19 protein-coding genes are annotated in these 21,891 nt (G+C 71.0%); 13 read left to right on the top strand and 6 right to left on the bottom strand.

Translation table 11 applies throughout. The features are described from left to right. The first annotated feature begins 81 nt into the window (after positions 1 to 81). The 5 genes from ACFYRY_RS25005 to ACFYRY_RS25025 all read left to right on the top strand — a co-directional run bounded on the left by ACFYRY_RS25005 (position 82) and on the right by ACFYRY_RS25025 (position 3,308). Positions 82 to 663, top strand: a complete 582-nt coding sequence (locus ACFYRY_RS25005; protein WP_389149664.1) for a hypothetical protein — start codon at positions 82 to 84, stop codon at positions 661 to 663. Positions 664 to 778: 115 nt separating this feature from the next. After that, positions 779 to 1,312, top strand: coding sequence for a DoxX family protein (locus tag ACFYRY_RS25010; protein ID WP_389149666.1), 534 nt, complete (start codon positions 779 to 781; stop codon positions 1,310 to 1,312). Between the two features lie 291 nt (positions 1,313 to 1,603). Continuing rightward, on the top strand, positions 1,604 to 2,296 hold the full coding sequence (locus ACFYRY_RS25015) for a nucleotidyltransferase family protein (RefSeq protein ID WP_389149669.1): 693 nt from the start codon (positions 1,604 to 1,606) through the stop codon (positions 2,294 to 2,296). Further along, entirely contained in the window at positions 2,293 to 2,583 is a 291-nt protein-coding gene (locus tag ACFYRY_RS25020; RefSeq protein ID WP_389149671.1) for a BON domain-containing protein, read from the top strand. Before ACFYRY_RS25015 ends, ACFYRY_RS25020 begins: the two co-directional genes overlap by 4 nt. After that, positions 2,580 to 3,308, top strand: coding sequence for a metallophosphoesterase (locus ACFYRY_RS25025; protein WP_389149674.1), 729 nt, complete (start codon positions 2,580 to 2,582; stop codon positions 3,306 to 3,308). The genes ACFYRY_RS25020 and ACFYRY_RS25025 overlap by 4 nt, the downstream gene beginning before the upstream one ends. Positions 3,309 to 3,454: 146 nt before the next feature. On the opposite strand, the gene ACFYRY_RS25030 is transcribed toward ACFYRY_RS25025, so the two are convergent. Then, positions 3,455 to 4,504: a LacI family DNA-binding transcriptional regulator gene (locus tag ACFYRY_RS25030; protein ID WP_389150281.1), complete on the bottom strand. Its 1,050-nt coding sequence runs from the start codon at positions 4,502 to 4,504 to the stop codon at positions 3,455 to 3,457. Between the two features lie 317 nt (positions 4,505 to 4,821). Between ACFYRY_RS25030 and ACFYRY_RS25035 the strand changes: the two genes are divergently transcribed. The 6 genes from ACFYRY_RS25035 to ACFYRY_RS25060 all read left to right on the top strand — a co-directional run bounded on the left by ACFYRY_RS25035 (position 4,822) and on the right by ACFYRY_RS25060 (position 13,065). Next, positions 4,822 to 5,748: a carbohydrate ABC transporter permease gene (locus ACFYRY_RS25035; protein ID WP_389149677.1), complete on the top strand. Its 927-nt coding sequence runs from the start codon at positions 4,822 to 4,824 to the stop codon at positions 5,746 to 5,748. A gap of 4 nt (positions 5,749 to 5,752) precedes the next feature. Next, on the top strand, positions 5,753 to 6,700 hold the full coding sequence (locus ACFYRY_RS25040) for a carbohydrate ABC transporter permease (protein ID WP_389149680.1): 948 nt from the start codon (positions 5,753 to 5,755) through the stop codon (positions 6,698 to 6,700). Positions 6,701 to 6,789: 89 nt separating this feature from the next. Continuing rightward, positions 6,790 to 8,124 carry an ABC transporter substrate-binding protein gene (locus ACFYRY_RS25045; RefSeq protein WP_389149683.1) on the top strand — a complete coding sequence of 445 codons (1,335 nt, stop codon included), beginning with the start codon at positions 6,790 to 6,792 and terminating at the stop codon, positions 8,122 to 8,124. 87 nt (positions 8,125 to 8,211) lie between these two features. Further along, the gene (locus tag ACFYRY_RS25050) at positions 8,212 to 10,254 is read left to right on the top strand and encodes a beta-galactosidase (protein WP_389149686.1); all 2,043 of its coding nucleotides are present in this window, start codon (positions 8,212 to 8,214) and stop codon (positions 10,252 to 10,254) included. 131 nt (positions 10,255 to 10,385) lie between these two features. After that, positions 10,386 to 12,434: an RICIN domain-containing protein gene (locus ACFYRY_RS25055; protein ID WP_389149689.1), complete on the top strand. Its 2,049-nt coding sequence runs from the start codon at positions 10,386 to 10,388 to the stop codon at positions 12,432 to 12,434. A 163-nt stretch (positions 12,435 to 12,597) separates the two neighbouring features. Next, the gene (locus tag ACFYRY_RS25060; RefSeq protein ID WP_389149692.1) at positions 12,598 to 13,065 is read left to right on the top strand and encodes a hypothetical protein; all 468 of its coding nucleotides are present in this window, start codon (positions 12,598 to 12,600) and stop codon (positions 13,063 to 13,065) included. A gap of 37 nt (positions 13,066 to 13,102) precedes the next feature. Here the strand turns inward: ACFYRY_RS25060 and ACFYRY_RS25065 are convergent, their stop codons facing one another. Together ACFYRY_RS25065 and ACFYRY_RS25070 are read right to left on the bottom strand one after the other, a co-directional pair. Beyond that, on the bottom strand, positions 13,103 to 13,963 hold the full coding sequence (locus ACFYRY_RS25065) for a DUF1932 domain-containing protein (RefSeq protein ID WP_389149695.1): 861 nt from the start codon (positions 13,961 to 13,963) through the stop codon (positions 13,103 to 13,105). 38 nt (positions 13,964 to 14,001) lie between these two features. Then, positions 14,002 to 15,513, bottom strand: coding sequence for an MFS transporter (locus tag ACFYRY_RS25070; RefSeq protein ID WP_389149697.1), 1,512 nt, complete (start codon positions 15,511 to 15,513; stop codon positions 14,002 to 14,004). Positions 15,514 to 15,686: 173 nt separating this feature from the next. On the opposite strand from ACFYRY_RS25070, the gene ACFYRY_RS25075 reads away from it, so the two are divergent. Continuing rightward, positions 15,687 to 16,184: a lamin tail domain-containing protein gene (locus ACFYRY_RS25075; RefSeq protein ID WP_389149700.1), complete on the top strand. Its 498-nt coding sequence runs from the start codon at positions 15,687 to 15,689 to the stop codon at positions 16,182 to 16,184. Between the two features lie 18 nt (positions 16,185 to 16,202). Here ACFYRY_RS25075 and ACFYRY_RS25080 read toward each other — a convergent pair whose 3' ends face one another. The 3 genes from ACFYRY_RS25080 to proP all read right to left on the bottom strand — a co-directional run bounded on the left by ACFYRY_RS25080 (position 16,203) and on the right by proP (position 18,703). Continuing rightward, complete coding sequence (locus ACFYRY_RS25080) at positions 16,203 to 16,580, bottom strand: luciferase family protein (RefSeq protein ID WP_389149703.1); 378 nt, start codon at positions 16,578 to 16,580, stop codon at positions 16,203 to 16,205. Positions 16,581 to 16,697: 117 nt separating this feature from the next. Beyond that, a complete protein-coding gene (locus ACFYRY_RS25085; RefSeq protein ID WP_389149706.1) occupies positions 16,698 to 16,913 on the bottom strand; it encodes a hypothetical protein in 216 nt (71 codons plus the stop codon). A gap of 281 nt (positions 16,914 to 17,194) precedes the next feature. Next, positions 17,195 to 18,703, bottom strand: a complete 1,509-nt coding sequence (proP, locus tag ACFYRY_RS25090; protein ID WP_389149709.1) for a glycine betaine/L-proline transporter ProP — start codon at positions 18,701 to 18,703, stop codon at positions 17,195 to 17,197. A 291-nt stretch (positions 18,704 to 18,994) separates the two neighbouring features. Here proP and ACFYRY_RS25095 point away from each other — a divergent pair, with 291 nt between their 5' ends. Next, the gene (locus tag ACFYRY_RS25095; RefSeq protein WP_389149712.1) at positions 18,995 to 21,808 is read left to right on the top strand and encodes a SpoIIE family protein phosphatase; all 2,814 of its coding nucleotides are present in this window, start codon (positions 18,995 to 18,997) and stop codon (positions 21,806 to 21,808) included. Positions 21,809 to 21,891 lie beyond the last annotated feature (83 nt).

The raw sequence follows: 21,891 nt of genomic DNA on the forward strand, positions 1-21,891 counted from the left end.
GCGGCACATGGACCGAGCACGCGAGGACGAGCGACGAGCCTGACGGCTACTCTCTCCCGGTCGGCGGAGACGGGAGGGGCCGTGGGTTGGTTCGGGAGCGGTGCCGAGAGCGGCGGGGAACGCCTGTGGCGCGCCTATCTCGAAGCGGATCACCTCCGTTTCGTCGCCGAGGAGAGACTGCGCGAAGTGGAACAGGACCGTGCGGCGGCCAGGGAACGGCTCCTCGGATCCGACGTCGTCCCCGTGCTCCGGGAGTCCCTGCGCTCCGGCCGGGGGTCCCTGGCGGTCCTGGACCTGCTGCGTGACGTGGGCACGGATCGTCCCGACGTGGTCCACCACCTGCTCCCCGAGGTGTACGAGTGCTGCCTGAGCGTCAACAAGCCCGGTCTCTGGGGCCGTGAGGTCCTCAGCACGCTCGCCGGGTCGGTCGCCGTGCACGACGACCTGGCCCCGTTGGTGGAACGCACCCTGGTCGACAAGGTGACCGACGTCCTCGCCATGCGTGCCCTCGTGATGCTCCTGGACGACCTCGGGGACGCCGCGCTCAAGGCACGGTGGCGACGCGCCGTCCTCGCCTCCACGGATCTCGGCGTCCGGGAGCTCGCGGAGGAGTACCCCTCCGGAGAGGACACCCAGCGGCCGGTTCCTCCCGACGGCGGGTGATCGGCGCGGCGGTGGTTTGGTCACGGCGGGCGGTGCGTCGAATGAGCGCGGCCGGGGTGGGGAACCCGGGCCCCACACCTTTCTGTCCTTGCTTTCGAACCTCCGAGGAGGGCTCATGAGTCTCCTACGCCTGGCCGGCCGCCCCCTGCTCGCTTCCATGTTCGTCGCCGGCGGTCTGAACTCCGTTCGTGCCCCCGAGGAGGTGGCCGAGGCCGCCGAGCCCGTCGTACGCCCTCTCACCGAACGCGTCTCCGCTCTGCCCGACCGCACGGACCAGGCGGTACGGCTCAGCGGTGCCGTTCAGGTGGTGGCGGGCGTCCTGCTCGGCATGGGACGTGTCCCCCGGCCGGCGGCCCTGGCCATCGCCGCCACCCTCGTGCCCACCACGCTGGCGGGCCACCGCTTCTGGGAGACGGAGGACCCCGAGGAGCGCGCCCAGCAGCGCATCCACTTCCTGAAGAACCTCTCGATGCTGGGCGGTCTGCTGATCGCGGCCGACGACACGGCCGGTCGGCCCTCCCTGTGGTGGCGCGGCCGTCACTCCGCCCACGACCTGCGCCGTGAGGCCCACCTGGTGCGCCGCTCGGTCCGCGCCACCGCGGGACCCGCCGCCGCGGCCGGGCGGGTGCGCGCCAAACTGCCCGCCTGATCCACCGGCGCGGGAGCCGGCACCTGCGGGGCGCGACCGGACGGGCCGCGCCCCGCACGCTTGTGCCACGACCGGAAAGGTCCACCGTGCCCCGGGCCGCCCGACGCTCGTTTCCGCTGTTCATGGCGCCGGGTGCCCTGATCCACCGCGCGAGAGGCCGGCTCCGGTATCCCGCGCGCGGTGCCCGTGTCGAAGGCGGAGCCCCGGGTACCCGGGGCTCGCCGTCACGGTCCTCGCCTGCGGCCCCCCGGAGCGGGGCCGGGTGACAGGACGACCAGGAAAGGGGCAGCGATGGCGCCGCACGCCGACGACAACACTCTCGACCAGCGCGCCGGCGTCGCCGAGCTGCGGCCGGCGACAGGGGATCCCGAGCTCGTCCCCCAGAACAGGGTGCTCACGGGCGATCTACCCCTGGACCGTAATCAGGCGATCCTGCAGGCCGCCAAACAGGTCGGCACGATCCTGAAACGGAAGGGTCATCCGTTCGCGCTGGCGGGAAGTGTCGCCGTGTACGCCCACGGCGGCGCCCAGAACCTCCAGCACGACGTCGACTTCGCCATCCGCCCCGAGGACGCCCAGGCCGTCGCCGAGAGCCTGCGCGAGTCCGGAGTCCAGGTGTTCACCCCGCCGGAGGACTGGCTGCTGAAGGCCGACTGCCTGGGCCAGCAGGTCGACCTGATCTTCGAGTTGGCGCACCAGCCGGTCACCACGGAGCTGCTGGAGCGGACGCGGGAACTGTCGGTGGACTCGGTCTTCATGCCGGTGCTGTCGCCGACCGACCTGGTGCACAGTCTGCTGGCCGCCTTCTCCGAGCACCACTGCGACTTCGGGGCGGTCCTCCCGATCGCCCGCACCCTGCGCGAGAAGGTCGACTGGGACGCGGTGCGCGAGGCGTGCGGCGACGCCCCGATGCCCGACGCGTTCTTCTACTTCCTGGAACGGCTGGAGGTCATCGAACCCCGGCCGGCGAAGGAGCAGCGATGAGCGAGCCCGCCGCACCCCGCCCCGGCGACCCGGGCGGAAGCGCCGAGAACGTCGAATACCGGGTCGCCCACCTGCACGACCGTCTCGCCGCCGAGGAACTCGGCGAGCTGGGCGTACGGGCGGAGGTGCGGGCCGGGGCGGTCGTGGTCACCGGCACGGTGCCCTCCGCGCAGTGCCGCGAGACGCTGCTGCGGACCGTCCACGAGGAGCTGGCCGGGCTCGCGGTGCACACGGACGTCGTGGTGGCCGAGGCCGCCTCCCCCGACCATGCGGAGGAACTGTCATGATCCGCGTCGCCGCCGTGGGGGACATCCACATGGGGCCCGACACCCAGGGTCTGCTGCGTCCCGCCTTCGAGACCCTGCCCGACTGCGCCGACCTGCTGCTGCTGGCCGGGGACCTCACCCGGCACGGCACTCCGGAGGAGGCGCGGGTGGTGGCCCAGGAGGTACGGGGGCTGCCGGTCCCGGTCGTCGCTGTGCTCGGCAACCACGACCACCACGACGAGCAGCCCGAGAAGGTCATGGGCATCCTCCAGGAGGCCGGCGTGCGGGTGCTGGAGGGTGAGGGCACAGTCGTGGAGTGCGGCCCGGCGCGTGTCGGGATCGCCGGGACGAAGGGCTTCGGGGGCGGGTTCGTGGGGCGCTGCGCCGGGGAGTTCGGTGAGCCGCTGATGAAGGAGTTCGTCCGCACCACCCGGCGCAGCGCCGACAGTCTGCGCGGCGCCCTGGAAGAGCTCGGGGATCAGGAGTGCGAGGTGCGGGTGGCGCTCACCCACTTCTCCCCCGTCGCCGACACACTCGCCGGGGAGCCCCCGGAGATCTTTCCGTTCCTCGGCAGCTACCTGCTGGCCGAGGCGATCGACACGGCGGGCGCCGACCTCGCCGTCCACGGCCACGCCCACGCGGGCACCGAGCACGGGATGACGGCGGGCGGCGTGCGGGTGCGGAACGTGGCACAGCCGGTCATCCAGCGGGCGTTCAACGTATACCAACTGCACACCACCGTCTGACGGCTGCCCGGTTCCGGCGCGTGACCAGGCGCCCGCCGTCGTCTCCAGGTCGAGACGCCCCTTCGACACCTCCGCGACGGACGGCCGAGCGGTCGCCCGCCCGGGCCCCTGACGTCCGGGACGAGAACCCCGCGCCCTCCGCGACGTCAGCGCGCCCCGGGGCGGTCCGGCGGCGGCGCCGTGCTCGCCCGCTGCACCAGCCGGGTCGGCACCAGCGTCGTACCCCGCTCCGGTCCTTCCTGGCGCATCTTCCGCAGCACCGCCTCCACACAGAGGCGGCCCACCTCGGCGAAGTCCTGGTGGAGGGTGGTCAGCGGCGGCAGGAACGAACTCGCCTCGGCGATGTCGTCGAAGCCGATCACACTGACGTCCTCGGGCACCCGCCGCCCGCGTTCGTGGAGGGCACGCAGCAGTCCCAGGGCCATCTGGTCGTTGGCCGCGAAGACGGCGGTGCACTCCTCGCGCGCGGCGAGTTGGAGTCCGACCTCGTAGCCGGACGCCGCCGACCAGTCGCCCCGCACCAGCGGCGGCGCGCTGCGGCCGGCCTCGGCGAGGGCGGCCCGCCAGGCGTCGGCGCGACGCTGGGCGGCGAACGAGCCCTCGGGACCGCCCAGATGCCATACGGTCCGGTGTCCCAGGTCCAGGAGATGACGCACGGCCGCCCGGCTGCCGCCGGCCTGATCGGTGTCCACCACCGTGTAGCGGTCACCGGCGTCGGAGTCCGCCACGACGACCTGGACGTGCGGCGGCAGCGTGACGGTCGCCGCGTCCAGCAGATGGACCTCCATGATCACGATCACCGCGTCGACGGCGAGCTCCTCCAGCCGGCTGAAGGCGCCCCGTACCTCGTCCTCGGTGGGGACGGCGACCGGGAGCAGCGTCACCGCGTACCCCCGGTGCGCCGCGGAGTTGGCGATCGCCTCCAGGGTGCGCACGTTGCCGGTGGTGGACAGCGAGAAGGTGATGACGCCGATGGTGCGGAACTCACCGCGTTTGAGCGCGCGGGCCGCGCTGTTGGGCCGGTACCCGAGTTCCTTCATCGCGGCGAGCACCTGCCCGCGGGTCTCCTCGTTGACGCCCGCGTAGCCGTTGGACACCCGGGACACGGTCTGCGACGAGACACCCGCCAGCCGGGCCACGTCCGCCATGGAGGCGCTGGCCCGTCCGCCGCCCCGGGTGCGGCCGGGGGCGCGCATGGGACCGTCGCCGGTCACGTCCACGGGCCCGTCGGCCGCATGCGGCCCGGGCCCCTTCGCCGGGGTTCTGTCAGCCGTGTCCACTCGCCGTCCGCCACCTCTCCACCGCTGCTCACATCACCGTTTCACCAGGGGACCTTGACCCCCGTCAACGGGGCAGTGTAGACATGCCGCCATCGGATGTTTACGTAAACATAACAGCACACCGCATCCTCGTGATGGCCGATGTTTGCGTAAACATCGCGGTGGAGCGCCACCGGCGACGGATGTCCCGGCCGCACCACCGGGCTCCAGGACGTGAACGAGCGAGGAACGACATGACGACGCTGCAACCGCCGGCGGCCGCGGAACCGCGGTCGGCACCACCTCCGGCGAAGAGGGACCGCCGCTCCTGGACGGGATGGGGTTTCATCGGTCCCTTCGTGGCCGTGTTCGCCCTCGTGTTCCTGGCTCCGATCGCGTACTCGATCTATCTGAGCCTTTACCGCAACCAGTTGATCGGTGGAAACACCTTCGTCGGGCTGGACAACTACAAGGCAGCCCTGCAGGACGACCAGTTCTGGGAGTCGCTCGGGCGGGTCTCGCTGTTCCTGTGCGTGCAGGTGCCGATCATGCTCGGCATCGCCCTGCTGGTGGCCCTGGCGCTGGACAGCGGGCGGCTCTACGGCAAGAGCTTCTTCCGTATCGCGATCTTCCTGCCGTACGCGGTGCCCGCCGTCGTCGCCACCCTGATGTGGGGCTTCATGTACGGCACGGAGTACGGGCTGGTGGGCGACATCAACCAGGCGTTCGACGTCACCCTGCCCGACCCGCTCTCGCCCGACCTGGTGCTTGCGTCGATCGGCAATATCGTCACCTGGGAGTTCGTCGGCTACAACATGCTGATCTTCTACTCGGCGCTGCGTGTCATCCCGCACTCGCTGTACGAGGCGGCGGAGATCGACGGTGCCGGACAGTTCCGGGTCATCACCGCGATCAAGCTGCCCGCGATCCGGGGCGCCCTCGTGATCGCGACGATCTTCTCGATCATCGGCAGCTTCCAGCTCTTCAACGAGCCGAACATCCTGCGGAAGCTGGCCCGCAACGCCATCACGACGGACTACACCCCGAACTTCTACACGTACTCGCTGTCCTTCAACGGCCAGCAGCACAACTACTCCGCGACGGTGGCCATCATCATGGGTCTGATCACGATGGTGATCGCCTATGCCGTGCAGCTGCGCGGCATGCGCAAGGGAGCGTGACCCGATGAGCACCTCTGTCACCACCGCCTCCCCCGCCGCACCCGCCGAGACCGGCGGCCCCGGCAAGAACGCGCCGCGGCTGCGCGGTCCGCGCCGGCACTCCGTCAGCCGACCCAAGCGCAGCGTGCTGCTGACGGTCATGATCTCCCTGCTGGTCATCTACACCGTGGTCCCGCTGATCTGGCTGGCCATCAACGCCACCAAGACCCAGACGGGCCTGGCCGATTCGTCCGGGCTGTGGTTCGCCCACGAGTTCGCTCTGTGGGACAACATCCGGGACACGTTCACGTACGACGACGGCGTGTTCACGCGCTGGCTGCTGAACACCCTCTTGTACGTCGTGCTGGGCGCAGGCGGGGCGACCCTGCTCGCGGTCCTCGGCGGCTACGCGCTGGCGAAGTTCGACTTCCCCGGCAAGCGCGGCATCTTCGCGATGGTCATCGGCGCGGTGGCCGTCCCCGGTACGGCTCTGGCGGTACCCACCTTCCTGATGTTCAGCAAGATGGGCCTGACCGACACCCCGTGGGCGGTGATCATCCCCTCGCTGGTCTCGCCGTTCGGCCTGTACCTGATGTGGGTGTTCGCCACCGAGGCCATCCCCACCGAACTCCTCGAGGCGGCCCGCATCGACGGGGCCGGCGAGGCGCGCACCTTCTTCACGGTGTCCCTGCCGCTGCTCGCCCCCGGCATCGTGACCGTGCTGCTGTTCACCACGGTCGCGACCTGGAACAACTACTTCCTTCCGCTGATCATGCTCAAGGACTCGGACTGGTATCCGCTGACCCTGGGTCTGAGCGTCTGGAACTCCCAGGCCGAGACGATCGGCGGCGAAGTGATCTACAACCTGGTGATCACCGGTTCGCTGCTGACCATCGTGCCACTGATCGCCGCTTTCCTGCTGCTGCAGAAGTACTGGCAGTCGGGTCTCGCGGCCGGAAGTGTCAAGGAGTGACCCCCGCGGCCCTCCGGCCGCCCCTCAGCCCCACGTTGACCCCCACCACCCTCCACCTGTCCCACCCACGAAGAAGTGGAAGCATCTCGATGCGCAGAACGACCGGCCGCCTGCTGCGCGGCCTCGCCCTCCTCTCCACCCTCGCCCTGGGGGCCACCGCGTGCGGCGGCTCCGACGACGACTCGGGCCAGAAGGCGGTCTCCGCCGGAGACATCCAGGCGGCCCTGAAGAAGGGCGGCACGGTCAACGTCTGGGCCTGGGAGCCCACGCTGAAGTCAGTGGCGGCCGACTTCGAGAAGAAGTACCCCAAGGTCAAGATCAATCTTGTGAGCGAGCGGTCCGGCGACAAGCACTACACCGCCCTGTCGAACGCCATATCGGCCGAGAAGGGCGTGCCCGACGTCGCCCAGGTCGAGTACTTCGCCCTGGGCCAGTACGCCCTCACCAAGGGCCTCACCGACCTGGCTCCCTTCGGCGCCGACAAGCTCGCGTCCAAGTACAGCCCGGGTCCGTGGAACGCTGTGAGCGAGGACAAGGCCGTCTACGGCCTGCCGATGGACGCCGGCCCGATGGCGCTGTTCTACAACAAGAAGATCTTCGACAAGTACAAGGTCGCGGTGCCGACCACCTGGGACGAGTACGTCGAGGCGGCCCGCAAGCTGCACAAGGCCGACCCCAAGGTCTTCATCGCCGCCGATGCCGGCGACGCGGGCCTCACCACCAGTCTGCTGTGGCAGGCCGGCTCGCGCCCCTACAAGGTCGACGGCACCGACGTGAAGATCAACTTCGCTGACGCGGGTGCCAAGAAGTACACCGACACCTGGCAGAAGCTGATCGACGAGAAGCTCCTCGCGCCCATCAACGGCTGGACCGACGACTGGTACAAGGGTCTGGGCGACGGCACCCTCGCCACCCTGCCCAGCGGCGCCTGGATGCCCGCCAACTTCGTCACCGGCGTGCCGAACGCCAAGGGTGACTGGCGCGCGGCCCCGATGCCGACCTGGACCACGGGCGACAAGGCGAGCACCGAGAACGGCGGCAGCTCCCTGACCCTGCCCTCGCTGGGCAAGAACAAGGAACTCGCCTACGCCTTCGTCAAGTACGCCAACGCCGAGGACGGCGTGCAGACCCGCGTCAAGCAGGGCGCCTTCCCGGCGACCACCGCGGAGCTTCAGTCCACCGAGTTCCAGAACACCAAGTTCGACTACTTCGGCGGCCAGCAGGCCAACAAGATCTTCGCCGAGTCCGCCGCCAACGTCGCCGACGACTGGTCGTACCTGCCCTTCCAGCAGTACGCCAACTCGATCTTCAACGACACCGTCGGCAAGGCCTACATCTCCGGCACCCAGCTGTCGGCAGGCCTGAAGGCCTGGCAGGACGCCTCGATCAAGTACGGCAAGGAGCAGGGCTTCACCGTCAAGTAGTCGAGAAGCAGTCAGGAAAGCAGCAAACGCCGGGCGGCGCGGTGACACACCGCGCCGCTCCCGTGCACCACATCCGGAAGGACCGCCATGATCTCCACCCTCCTGTCCCGCCCGCGCGGGGCGGACGGTGACCTTGTCCCCCGTCTCGGCTACGGCGCCGACTACAACCCCGAGCAGTGGCCCCGGGACGTGTGGGAGGAGGACGTCCGGCTGATGCGGGAGGCCGGCGTCACCATCGTGTCCGTGGGGATCTTCTCGTGGGCCCGGATCCAGCCGGGCCCCGACGAGTGGGACTTCGGGTGGCTCGACGAGGTCATGGACCTGCTGCACGCCGGCGGCATCGGGGTCGACCTGGCCACCGCCACCGCCTCCCCGCCGCCCTGGCTCAGCACGGCCCACCCGGAGATCCTGCCGGTCACGGCGAACGGCGAGACCGTGTGGCCGGGCGCCCGCCAGCACTGGCGGCCCACCTCCCCGGTCTTCCGCGAGCACGCCCTGCGGCTGGTCCGGGAGTTGGCGAACCGGTACCGCGACCATCCCGCGCTGGTCGCCTGGCACGTCTCCAACGAGCTGGGCTGCCACAACATCTACGACTACTCCGACGACGCGGCCCGCGCCTTCCGCGGCTGGCTGCGCGCCCGCTACGGCACGCTCGAGGCGCTCAACCACGCCTGGGGGACGGCGTTCTGGTCGCAGCGCTACAGCGACTGGCAGCAGATCCTGCCGCCGAGGCTCGCCGCCTCGCACCCCAACCCGACCCAGCAGCTGGACTTCAAGCGGTTCTCCTCGGACGCGCTCAAGGATCACCTGCGCGCGGAACGGGACCTCCTGCGCGAGATCACGCCGGACGTGCCCGTCACCACGAACTTCATGGTGACGCCCGGCACCAAGGGCATGAACTACCCGGACTGGGCCGAGGAGATCGACTTCGTCTCCAACGACCACTACGTCCACCCCGGTCCCCAGGCCCGCGACGAGCTGTCCTTCTCGGCGAACCTCACCAGCGGTATCGCGGGCGGCCGGCCCTGGTTCCTGATGGAGCACTCCACCAGCGCCGTCAACTGGCAGCCCGTCAACGTGGCCAAGCGGCCCGGCGACCTGGCCCGGGACTCGCTGCTCCATGTCGCGCACGGCGCCGACGCGGTGTGCTTCTTCCAGTGGCGGCAGTCGGCGGCCGGCGCCGAGAAGTACCACTCGGCGATGGTCCCGCACGCCGGTGAGGACAGCGACCTTTTCCGGGCGGTGACCGCCCTCGGCGCCACCCTCGCCGCGCTCGCCCCGGTCGCCGGATCCGAGCGGGAGCCGGCCCGGGTGGGGATCGTCTACGACTGGGAGTCGTGGTGGGCGAGCGAGCAGGACTCCCACCCCACCTCCCTGCTCGACTACCGGCAGGAGGCGCTCGACTGGTACTCGGCGCTGCTGGCCCTCGGCGTCCGCGCCGACCTGATCACCACCCGCGCCGACCTGTCCCGCCACCAGGTGCTGATCGCCCCGGTGCTGCACCTGGTGCCCTCCGACCTCGCCAAGGAGCTCACCCGGTACGCCGAGCAGGGCGGCCACCTGATCACCACGTACTTCTCCGCGGTCGTCGACGAGAACGACCACGTCTGGCTGGGCGGCTACCCGGGAGCCCTGCGCGACCTGCTCGGTCTGCGCATCGAGGAGTTCGGGCCGCTGCTCGACGGGGACACCGTCGAACTGGACGACGCGAGCACCGGCAGCCTGTGGACCGACCGGATCACGGTCACCGACCCCCGGACCGAGGTCCTGGCCCGCTACCGCACCGGCCCGCAGGCCGGTGGCCCCGCCGTCACCCGGCGTACGACGGGCGGCGGTTCGGCCGCCTACGTGTCCACGCGGCTCGGCGTGAGCGGTCTGACCGCCCTGCTGCCGCGTCTGCTCGGGCCGGCCGGTGTGACCAGCGAACTGCCCGTGGAGGTGCGGGGCCTGGTCGAACTGACCGTGCGCCGCGGAACCGACAGCCGGTTCCTGTTCCTGGTCAACCGCACCGACGACACGGTGCCGGTGGCCGCTTTCCCCGGCGAGATCCTCGTCGGCGGCGCCGACGCGGACGGCACACTCGTCCTCGGCCCCAGGGGCGTCGCCGTACTGCGACAGCCCGCCGACTGAGGCGCCCCCCGGAACCGCACCGCACCCGCACCCATGACTCCTCGAACGGCATTCACCGTCCGAGGGCAGTCCCCTCCCGCTCCGTGGCGGGAGGGGTCATCACAGCGACCACAATCCAGTGGGGAGCACAGATGGCACGCCGTACCCGCAGCAGACGGTCCCTCTCAGCCGCCGCCCTGACGGCCCTGGTCACCGGGGCCGCTCTGCTCAGCGTTCCCGCGCAGGCACAGACCGAGGCCACCGCCTCCGTCACCGTGCAGCCGGACCCGTCGTACAAGCAGCAGAAGTTCGAGGGCTGGGGCACCAGCCTGGTCTGGTTCGCCAACGCCACCGGCGACTACCCGCCGGCGATACGCGAGAAGCTCGCGAGGCTTCTCTTCGGCGACGACGGCCTGGCGCTGAACATCGCCCGGTACAACATCGGCGGCGGCAACGCCCCCGACGTCAAGGACTACCTGCGGGCCGGCGGCGCCGTCGAGGGCTGGTGGAAGGCGCCCGCGGGCACCACCCGCGAGGACACCGACTGGTGGAGCGCCGACGATCCGGCCGACTGGAACAACAACGCCGACGCCACCCAGCGGTGGTGGGTGGACCGCATCAAGAAGGACATCACGCACTGGGAGACCTTCAGCAACTCGCCGCCCTGGTTCATGACGGAGAGCGGCTATGTCTCCGGCGGTTTCGACGCCAACAAGGACCAGCTGAAGGCCGACTCGGTCGACGACTTCGCCGCCTACCTGGCGGGCGCGACCAAGCGGCTGGAGAAGGCGGAGGGCATCAAGGTCGACACCGTCGACCCGTTCAACGAGCCCAACACCGGCTACTGGGGCACCAAGCTGGGCGCGGACGGTGAGCCGGTCGGCGGCCGCCAGGAGGGCGCGCACATCGGCCCCGAGCTGCAGCAGAAGGTCCTCGCCGCGCTGGCGCCCGCGCTGAAGAAGGCGAAGGTCAAGTCGGAGATCTCGGCGATGGACGAGACCAACCCGTCGATCTTCGCGCAGAACTGGAACACCTACTCGCAGGCGTCACGCGACCTCGTCGACCAGATGAACGTCCACACCTACGGCACCGGGCAGCGCACCACCGTGCGGGACCTGGCCAAGGCGGCCGACAAGCCGCTGTGGATGAGCGAGGTCGAGGGCGACTGGGGCGACGGCCAGAGCTTCACCGACATGCGGCCGGGTCTCGGACTCGCCCAGCAGATCGTCAACGACCTGCGCGAACTGGAGCCCACGGCCTGGGTGTTCTGGCAGCCGGTCGAGGACTACGACAACATGAAGCCGGGCGGCGAGTCCGCCAAGGGCGGCAACTGGGGCAGCATCCAGCTCCCGTTCAGCTGCACCGCGAAGGACACCCTGACGTCCTGCCCGATCTACACCAACACCAAGTTCGACACCGCTCGTAACTTCACGCACTTCATCAAGCCCGGCGACAAGCTGATCAAGGTGGACGACACCTCCAGCGCCGCCGCCGTGACCAAGGACGGCAAGGGCGCCACGCTCGTCCACGTCAACTCCACCACCGCGCCCCGTACGGTCACCATCGACCTGTCGAAGTTCCGCACGATCAAGGGCAACGCGACCGTCACGCCGACGGTGACCAGCGCCGACGGCAAGCTCCAGCGGCAGGCCCCGGTCGAGGTCGTGGACGGCAGGGCCACCTACACCGTCCCCGCGCAGTCCGTGACCTCCTTCGCCGTCAAGGGCGTCTCCGGCGTCGCGAAGAACGCGGGCCTGTTCACCAAGGGCCACTCCTACACCCTGACCGGTGTGCAGAGCGGCAAGGCGGTGACGGTCGCGGCGAACGGGACGAGCCTGGTCATCGGTGCGGCGAACGGCACCGTCACGCAGGAGTGGCAGCTGGACGCCCGCCACGGCAAGACCGGCAACCGTCAGCGGTACGTCCTCGCCAACCCGGCCGAGGGCAAGCGCCTCGCCGTCCGCGACAATGTGCCCGTCGTCGAGCCGGACACCGGCGAGCGTGACCCGGCCACCGAGTGGATCATGTCGACCACCGGTGACCACACCTGGACCCTGGTCAACGCGGGCACCGGACGGGTGCTGGAGGTCGGCGGCCAGGCCACCAACGAGGGCGCCCCGGTCACGACGTGGCAGCCCAACTCCGGCTCCAACCAGCGCTGGACGGTCACGGACGTGACCGACGAGGCGGCGGACCACTAGGACCGCCCCGTAATCTCCGCGAGAGAGCTCCGCCGTACCGCGCCAGTCGCGGTACGGCGGAGCTCTTGCCGTTGGTCCGTTCGAGTGGTGCGGTCCCGGTCACGGTCGTACGGTCGGTACCGTCGGATCAGGCGGACGCGGAGATGAGCGGCGGGGAGCGGCGATGCGCGCACACGGGCTGACCAAGGCGGCCACGCTGCTTGCCGCCCTGGCGTTGGCGGCGGTGATGGGGACGGCCTCCGCCGCGCCCGAGAAGGCGCCGCCGACGGCGCCGGACCTGACACGACGGGCGGCGGCGCCCGTGCTGGTCGACTGCCTCTGGAAGCCGCACGTACGCCCGGCCCGCTTCCTGCTCGCCTGCGGTGACGGCAACAGCCGTCTCACCGCGCTGCGCTGGTCGCGCTGGGACGCCCACTCGGCGGTGGCCAGGGGCCGCAACCTCGTCAACGACTGCGATCCCTACTGCGCGGCGGGCAGGTTCCACTCGTATCCGGTCGTCGTCCGGCTCGACCGCGCCGAGCGCTGGGCCCGGCACCCCGATGTGCGGCGGTTCGCCCGCATGACTCTCACCTACCCCGAGGGCAGGCCGGAGCGGCTGGCGCCCGTGGTGACGTATCCGCTGTGGAGCTGACCGGACCGTCCGTGGCCCGCCGCCGGTCGGCCGCCCGTCACGGCTCGTCCGCCGGCCGGCCCATGAGGTCGGAGATCAGCCGGTCTCCCGTCACGGTCCGGTCGTCCTTGTGGTCCCGCCACTGGTCGAAGGTGTGCGCCGCCGCGTCCGCGAAGGAACCCGGCAGGCCGCTGCCGCGCCAGGCCTCGGCGATCTCCCGCATCTCCGGCTCCCACCGCCAGGCCTTGGCCCCCGCGCTCACCAACCGCTCCGGGTGGGCCAGCGGAGTGCCGGGCAGCAGGTGCGCGGCGAGGTCGCGGAGGTCGTCGAGGACACCGTGGTCGGCGGCGAGGGCGCTGGCCTCGGCGGCGAGCGCGTACGAGATCTTGTTGTAGGCGGCGAAGGCCAGCTTGAGCGCCGACGCGCGGCCGGCCGGCCCGGCCAGCACGACCGGGGTCAGCGCGGTGCCGGCGAACAGGGCCCGCACCGTCTCCACCGCCGGGTCGTCGCCGGACAGATACAGCCGGGTGGTGCCGGCCTCGCGGGGAGGGGGGCCGGTGATGCCGCCGTCGGCCACCGTCGCCCCGTTCTCCCGCATCACCCGGGTGATCTGTTCCATGTGGCGGGGGCTGATCGCGTTGGCGTCGGCGTAGACGCCGTCGAAGCCGGTCGCCGCGACCTGGCGGGCGACGTCCAGGGCCGCGGCCGGCGGGCACACGCTGAGGATCACCGCGCACTCGGAGGCCAGCTCCGTCATGCTCGGGACCGCCGTCAGTCCCAGGGCGGCGGCCCGCTGCCGGGTGGCGTCCGACCGTTCCTGTGCCGACCACCAGACCCTGGCCCCGGCCGCCACGGCCTGCGCGGCCACCTGCGCTCCCATGGAGCCGGGATGCACGATTCCCACGTCCGCATGAACCATGCCGGGGACCCTACCGCCGTACCCGTGCGGGCCCGAGGTCAGCCCTGGCTCGCGTGCACGGGGCTGTGGGACACCTCCGGCGGGCACGGTTCCCGGGCCGCCCTGCGGTCCCGTAGCCAGTCGCGCACGGCCAACGCGAGCGCGCCGAGGACCGGCGCGATGCCGCAGCCCACGGCGGTCGCGACCGCCGACCGGTAGTCGTGGCCGTGGGCGCCGAGCACCACGTAGAACAGGCCTGGCAGGGCGGCCGTACCGACGGCTCCGCCGAGCCTCTGTCCGGTCTGCAACGCGCCTCCCGCCGCGCCCGCCATCCGTACCGGGACATCGCGCAGGGTCATGGTGACGTTGGGCGAGATGACGCAACCGCTGCCCAGGCCGCCGACGAACAGGGCGGGCGCCGCGAGCCACACCGCGAGGCCGGCGGGAGCCAGGCCCAGACTCAGGACGGCGCCGCCCAGCCCGAGAACCACGGCGGCCAGGCCGCACACGGTCAGCAGCCGGCCCAGCCGCTCCACCAGCCGGCCGGCCACGAGTGCGGCCAGCGCCGATCCGAGGGCGAACGGGGTCACGGCCAGCCCGGAGCGCAGCGGCGAGTACCCCTCGCCGTTCTGGAAGTAGAGGGCGAACACCAGCCATACGCCGCTGAAGCCGACGAAGTAGAGGGTCGCGATGGCGGCGCCGGTCGCGTAGCCGCGGGTGGCGGTGGCCAGTTCCGGATCCAGCAGCGGCTGCCCGCCGCGCGTGGCGACGCGCCGTTCCCAGCGGGCGAAGGCGAACAGGAGCGCCGCGCCGACCAGGAAGAGCCACCACAGCCGTCGGACGCCGCCGGACTCGGCCAGCACCAGCGGCAGCATCAGCGACAGGACTCCGCAGCCGAGCAGGGCGACGCCCGGCAGGTCGAGCCGTTCACGGCGGCCGGGGGCGACCCTCGGCAGCAGCCGCAGTCCCAGGACGAGTGCGAGCGCGCCGACGGGGATGTTGACGTAGAAGATCCAACGCCATCCCTGCGGACCGCCGGCGAGCATGAGGATCAGTCCGCCCACCACCGGGCCGACGGCGCTGGAGACTCCGACGGTGGCGCCGAACAGGCCGAAGGCCCGGCCGCGTTCGGCGCCCCGGAACATCTGCTGGATGAGGGCGGAGTTCTGCGGGGCGAGGCAGCCCGCGGCGAGGCCCTGGGCGAGCCGGGCCACGACCAGCAGCTCGATCGTGGGGGCCGCGCCCGCCGCGGCGCTGCACACCACGAACGCCGTCAGCGCCAGCAGGAAGATGCGACGCCTGCCGATCGCGTCGCCGACGCGTCCGGCGGTCACCAGGACGAGGGCGAACGTCAGGGCGTAGCCCGAGACGACCCACTGGATGGCGGGTGCCGAGGCATGCAGGTCCCGTTGCATGGACGGCAGGGCGACCGCGACGATCGTCACGTCCAGCAGGCTCATGAAGCCGGCCACCAGGGTCACCCACAGGGCCTTCCACCTTCTCGGGTCGGCTCCCGCGGTCGTGTCCGCCGGGTTGTCGCCCTGGCCGCCCGCCGTCGTCTCCGTGCCCACCCGGGCTCCTCTCCGCTGCCGGCCCTCTCCACTGCCGGGTCTTCCTCGCGGTCACGGGTATCCAGCACCGCGCCGATCAGCCCACTTCACACTTTCCACACGATCACTCCATATGTTTTTCATAAAAGAGATAGGCTCCTGGCGCTCCACTCGCACCACTGGGGGGATTTCCCATGCGTAAGCGCCATGTCCTGGCAGCCACCACCGCCGCCGCCGGTCTGATAGCCGCCGTGGCGGCCGCGCCGGCCCAGGCCGCCGAGTACTCGTCGGCCCTGAAGCTCAAGGGCGTTCAGTACGACGCTCCCGGCTCGGACTCCAACAACTGCGCCACCGGCAACACCAAGAACGAGTACCTGACGATCAAGAACTACTCGTCCTCGACGACCGTCAACCTCAAGGGCTATGTCGTCAAGGACTCCGCCGGGAACCACTTCACCTTCACCAACAGTCACTCGCTGCAGCCGGGCGACTATGTGAAGCTGCGCGGCGGCAGGGGCACCGACTCCGACGCGAACAACGTCGTCTACCGCCAGAACTGCAACTTCATCTGGAACAACGACAAGGACACGATCTACTTCTACAAGCCGTCCGGCAGCCGGGCCGACGTGCACGCGTACACCAAGAGCGGCTCCGACCCCGACCGCAACGGCTATGTGAACTTCCACGGCTGACGGGACGTCACCGGTCGTTCACCGCGCGATCGCGGCACCGCGCAGTTCGTTGCAGCGCGCGACCGGGGCCGGGTCACCCGGCACGCTCCCCTGGTGCGCCTTGAGAGCGACGCTCACCAGCGTCAACAGCAGGTCGATGTCCGACTCGCACTCCAGGCGGACGGTCACCCAGGCGGAGCCCGGCACCAGCCGCAGGGCGGTCGAGCCCTTCAGATCGGCCCTCAGGCGCCAGATGGCCGGTGCCGACAGATGCACGTCGGCCTTCCGGCCGGAATGGAAGTGTGCGATCTCGGCACCGTCGCAGCGCAGCGCACGACCCGTGCCGCAACTGGGCCGGGCCTCCACGAGGTCCGGCCAGTCCGCCAGTCGGGTCATGGCCCGCGAGCCAGTCGTCATACCTTCATCATGAAGACCTCACCGGGTGGCCATCAAGGTTTGAGGGCACCGTAACCAGCCCGTTGCCTCAGCCGCTGCCGAGGCGGGGCCACCGGCCGCTGTCCGCCGGTTCTCGGTTCAGCGCGAGTGACCGCCGCCCGTCGATTCCAGGCTTTCCTGGAAGCGCGCCATGCAGGGCAGACAGTGGCGGTCGGTCGCGGTCCCTCCGGACGGTCGGGCGCCTGGCCCGGTGGTCAGGTCGACGCCACACAGACTGCTGCCCCGGTGCCGCTCCAGCACGTGCCACACCAGCGCCCCCGTCCCGGCCTCCGGGCCTACGCACATCTCGTACATGGGACACCTCCTTCGACGGCTGCCCCTCAAGGAGACCCCGCCGGGCGCCACGTCTCCCGGCGAGAGCGCCATCCGGGTCAATTTCGCACTCCGGAGCCCGTCCCGGCTTGCGGGGCGGGCTCCCTCGTGCGTGGTGCGGGACAGGACGGCGTCGACGCTGCCCGGGGGCGCCTGGCTGCGGCACAACGGCCGACGGCGGCTGGGCAGGCGCGATCCGCCTGCTCCCGCCGCCGTTCCGGGTGGTCCCGGCGTCACCCGGTGACGCTCGTCCCTGACCGGGTTCAGAACCGCGGTGCCGGTGCCCGGCTCTCCACCAGGTCGGCCGCCTCCTCAGGTGTCGCGACCGCGGGCGGGGAGCCCGCCAGCGGCTTGCGGGCCGTCTCCTTCATGAAGGCGACGGAGACCGTGCCGACCAGGGCAGCGGCCATCGCGTAGAAGGCGGGCATCAGTTCGCTGCCGGTGGCGGAGATCAGCGCGGTGATCACCAGCGGGGTGGTGCCGCCGAACAGGGAGGCGGAGAGGTTGTAGCCGACGGACAGGGCGCCGTAACGCACCTGGGTCGGGAAGAGGGCGGGCAGCGCCGCGGACATCGTGCCGAGCAGGCACACCAGCGACAGGCCCAGCATCAGCATGCCGCACGACACGGCCACCAGGCTGCCCTGTCCGACCAGCAGGAACGCCGGGACGGACAGGACCAGGAAGCCGAGCATCCCGGCCATCAGCAGGGGCTTGCGGCCCAGCCGGTCGGAGAGCGTACCCACCTGGTTCACCAGCAGCATCAGCACCACCATCGTGGCGATGAGGATGAGCAGGCCGTGCGCCTCGGAGTAGCCCATCTCGTCCGACAGGTACGTCGGCATGTACGACAGGAGCATGTAGTCGGTGATGTTGTAGGCGCCGACCAGGCAGATGCACAGGATCAGTGTCGGCCACTGCTCCCGGAAGACGGCCGCGAGGTCGCCCTTGCCCGTGGTCTCCACGGTGGAAGCGGCCTCGGAGGCCCGGTGGACGGACTCGTCCTCCAGTTTCTGGAAGGCGGGCGTCTCGTCCAGCCGCAGCCGCAGATACAGGCCGACCAGTCCGATCGGCCCGGCCACCAGGAACGGCACACGCCAGCCCCAGGTCTCCATCCCGCTGTCGCCGAGCGCCGCGGTCAGCGCGGTCACCAGGCCCGCCGCGCCGACGTATCCGGCGAGCGTGCCGAGTTCCAGGAAGCTGCCGAAGAAACCGCGGCGGCGGTCCGGCGCGTACTCGGCGATGAAGGTGGATGCTCCGCCGTACTCGCCGCCGGTGGAGAAGCCCTGGACCAGTCGGAAGAGGATCAGCAGGGCCGGGGCCCAGAAACCGATCGTCTCGTACGACGGGATCAGGCCGATGGCGAAGGTACCGACCGCCATCAGGATCATGGTCAGGGCCAGGACCTTCTTACGGCCGACCCGGTCCCCCATCGGTCCGAAGACCATGCCGCCGAGCGGGCGGACCAGGAAGGAGACCGCGAACGTCGCGAACGAGGACAGCAGTTGGACGGTGTCGTTCCCGGACGGGAAGAAGACATGGCCGAGGGTGACGGCGAGATAGCTGTAGATGCCGAAGTCGAACCACTCCATGGCGTTGCCCAGCGACGCCGCCTTCACGGCGCGTTTCACCGCCGCCTCGTCGGTCACCGTGATGTCCGTCCGCCGCAGCGGCGGGTTCCTGCGCCGTCGTACGGCCCTGAACAGGGTGCGGTGACGTTTGACCGCCGCCGGATCGGCAGCGATCTGCTGGGTATCGGGTTCGTCGGCCGCCATCGTGGGTTCCTTTCCGCCGGCCAGGGGTGCCACAAGATCGGCTGCTCACTCATGGCGGACGCAAACGGAACGCGGAGCGAGATGTGTCACGCCGCGCTGCCCGAAGAACGCGGCGCGCCCTTCCGGGCCGCGGGCACGGGCCGTGCTGTCGAGGTGCCGACGCCGGCCCCGTCCGTGCGGCCGCGCGTCGGCGGCTGACCTGCGCGGGCTGCTGCTCGCGACGGGAGCTGGGCCTGTCACACCGTGGGGTGCCTCTCGCCTCGCACGGCGCGGCAGTGTAGACATGGGCACATGGTCCGACTCTTCGGTCGCTCCGGGGCCCGGCCGACCCGTCGTCCCAGCGGTCCGCGCTCCCCCGACGCGCCCGACCGCACTGAGGGAGCGCACAAGCACCGGGCGCGGCCGGCGCCGGGCAGCCCGCCCGCCGGGCCGCGGGGCGCCGACGGAGAACGGCGGGGACCGGCGTCGGGACTGCGGGCGGCGCTGAGCGGCCGCAGCGTCGCCGGACAGGTCTTCGTCCTGCAAGTGGTGATCGTGCTGCTGCTGGTGGTGTCCGCGGTCCTCGCGCTGGTGCTGCAGGCCCGCCGCGACAGCACCACCGAGGCGCGCAACCGCTCGGTCGCGGTCGCCGAGACCTTCGCGAACGCCCCCGGCACCGTCGCGGCGCTGCAAAGTTCCGACCCGACGGCGGTTCTGCAACCACGGGCGGAGGCGGCCCGGCTGGCGACGAAGGTGGACTTCATCGTCGTCATGAACACCGACGGTGTCCGCTACACGCATCCCAAGCCGGATCGCATCGGCAAGAAGTTCGTCGGCACCATCGCCCCGGCGCTGGCCGGACGGACCGTCACCGAGAAGATCGACGGCACCCTCGGACCGCTGGTGCAGGCCGTGGTGCCGGTCAGGGCCGACGACGGCAGGATCGTGGGCCTGGTGTCGGCGGGTATCACGACCGCCAACGTGGGCGGGGCCGCCAACCGGCAGATGCCGCTGGTGCTGGCCGCCGCCGCGGCGGGCCTCGCCCTGGCCACCGCGGGCACCGCGCTGGTGAGCCGCCGTCTGCTGCGGCAGACGCACGGCCTGGGCCCGCACGAGATGACGCGGATGTACGAGCACCACGACGCGGTGTTGCACGCCGTACGGGAGGGCGTGCTGATCGTCGGCGACGAGGGCACCCTGCTGCTCGCCAACGACGAGGCGCACCGGCTGCTGGACCTGCCCGCCGACGCCGAGGGCCGGCATGTGCGAGACCTCGGTCTGCCGCCGGACACGTCCGGTCTGCTGGCGTCCGGAGGGGTCGCCACCGACGAGGTGCACCTGGTCAAGGACCGGCTGCTGGCGATCAACCAACGGACCACGGACAGCCAGGGCGGGCCGCCCGGCACCGTCGCCACCCTGCGTGACTCCACGGAACTGCGCGCGCTCTCCGGTCGTGCCGAGGCGGCACGGGAGCGCCTCAACATGCTGTACGACGCCGGGGCGGCGATCGGAACCAGCCTGGACGTGACCCGTACCGCCGAGGAACTCGCGGAACTGGCCGTGCCACGGTTCGCGGACTACGCCACCGTGGACCTGTTCGACACGGTCCTGAGCGGGGGGCAGCCGGACGCCGCGCGCCGACTGAGCCGTACGGCGCTGAGCGGGATCCGCAAGGACGTCCCGCTGTATCCGGTGGGTGAGGAGATCCGCCTCGTCGACTCCTCCCCGCAGGCCCGCTGCCTCGGTACCGGGCAGGCCGTGGTCGAGCCGCGGCTCAGTGAGGCCCCGGGCTGGCGGGCACAGGACCTCGAACGCTCCGCCCAGGTGGTGCAGTTCGGCATACACTCGCTGATCACGGTGCCGTTGCGGACGGGCAGTCTGGTGCTGGGGGTGGCGAGTTTCTGGCGGTCCGAGAAGCCCCAGCCGTTCGACGCGGAGGAAGTGGCGCTCGCCGAGGAGTTGGTGGCCAGGGCGGCCGTCTCCATCGACAACGCGCGCCGCTACACGCGCGAGCACAGCATGGCGGTGACGCTGCAGCGCAGTCTGCTGCCGCGCACCCTGCCCGAGCAGAACGCCCTGGAGATCGCCTACCGCTATCTGCCCGCGCAGGCGGGTGTGGGCGGCGACTGGTTCGACGTCCTGCCGCTGTCCGGTGCCCGGGTGGCGCTGGTGGTGGGGGACGTCGTCGGGCACGGGCTGCACGCGGCGGCCACCATGGGGCGGCTGCGCACGGCGGTGCACAACTTCTCCGCTCTGGACCTGTCCCCCGAGGAACTGCTCTCCCTCCTCGACGAGTTGGTGTCCCGCATCGACCAGGACGAGACCCAGGCGGGTGACACCAGCGCCCCGGTGACCGGCGCGACCTGCCTGTACGCCGTCTACGACCCGGTGTCCCGGCTGTGCACGGTCGCCCGCGCGGGCCATCCGCCGCCCGCCCTGATCCACCCCGACGGCCGCGTGGAGTTCCCGGACGTGCCGGCCGGTCCGCCGCTCGGGCTCGGCGGCCTGCCGTTCGAGACGGTCGACCTCGAACTGCCCGAGGGCAGCCGGCTGGTGCTCTACACGGACGGGCTGGTCGAGGACCGGGAGCACGACATAGACGAGGGCCTCGAACTGCTGCGGGGCGCGCTGGAGCAGGCCGGCCAATCTCCCGAGGACACCTGCCGCACCGTCCTCGACTCCCGGTTGCCGGCCAAACCCAGCGACGACATCGCCCTGCTCGTGGCGCGCACCCGGGCCCTGGCCGCCGACCGGATCGCCGAGTGGCAGGTGCCGGCCGACCCGGCGGCCGTGTCGGAGGTGCGCGCCTCGGTGAGCCGCCGACTGACCCAATGGGGCCTGGACGAGCTGACGTTCACCACGGAGCTGATCCTGAGCGAGCTCGTCACCAACGCGATCCGCTACGGCGCCGACCCCATCCAGGTCCGGGTGCTGTACGACCGCACCCTGATCTGCGAGGTCTTCGACAGCAGCAACACCTCACCCCATCTGCGGTACGCGGCCATGACGGACGAGGGCGGACGCGGACTCTTCCTGGTGGCGCAGCTCACGGAGCGCTGGGGCACCCGCTACACGCCCGCGGGCAAGGTCATCTGGTCCGAGCAGAACCTGCCCTCTCCCTCATAAATCAGCCTTATGAGCTCATAGACGGGACCCCCGTACCAACTAAGGCTTGCCTTAATTTAGGCTTCACCTCGAGTCGATCTGTC

This window comes from Streptomyces sp. NPDC005263, assembly GCF_042872365.1.
GTDB lineage: Bacteria > Actinomycetota > Actinomycetes > Streptomycetales > Streptomycetaceae > Streptomyces.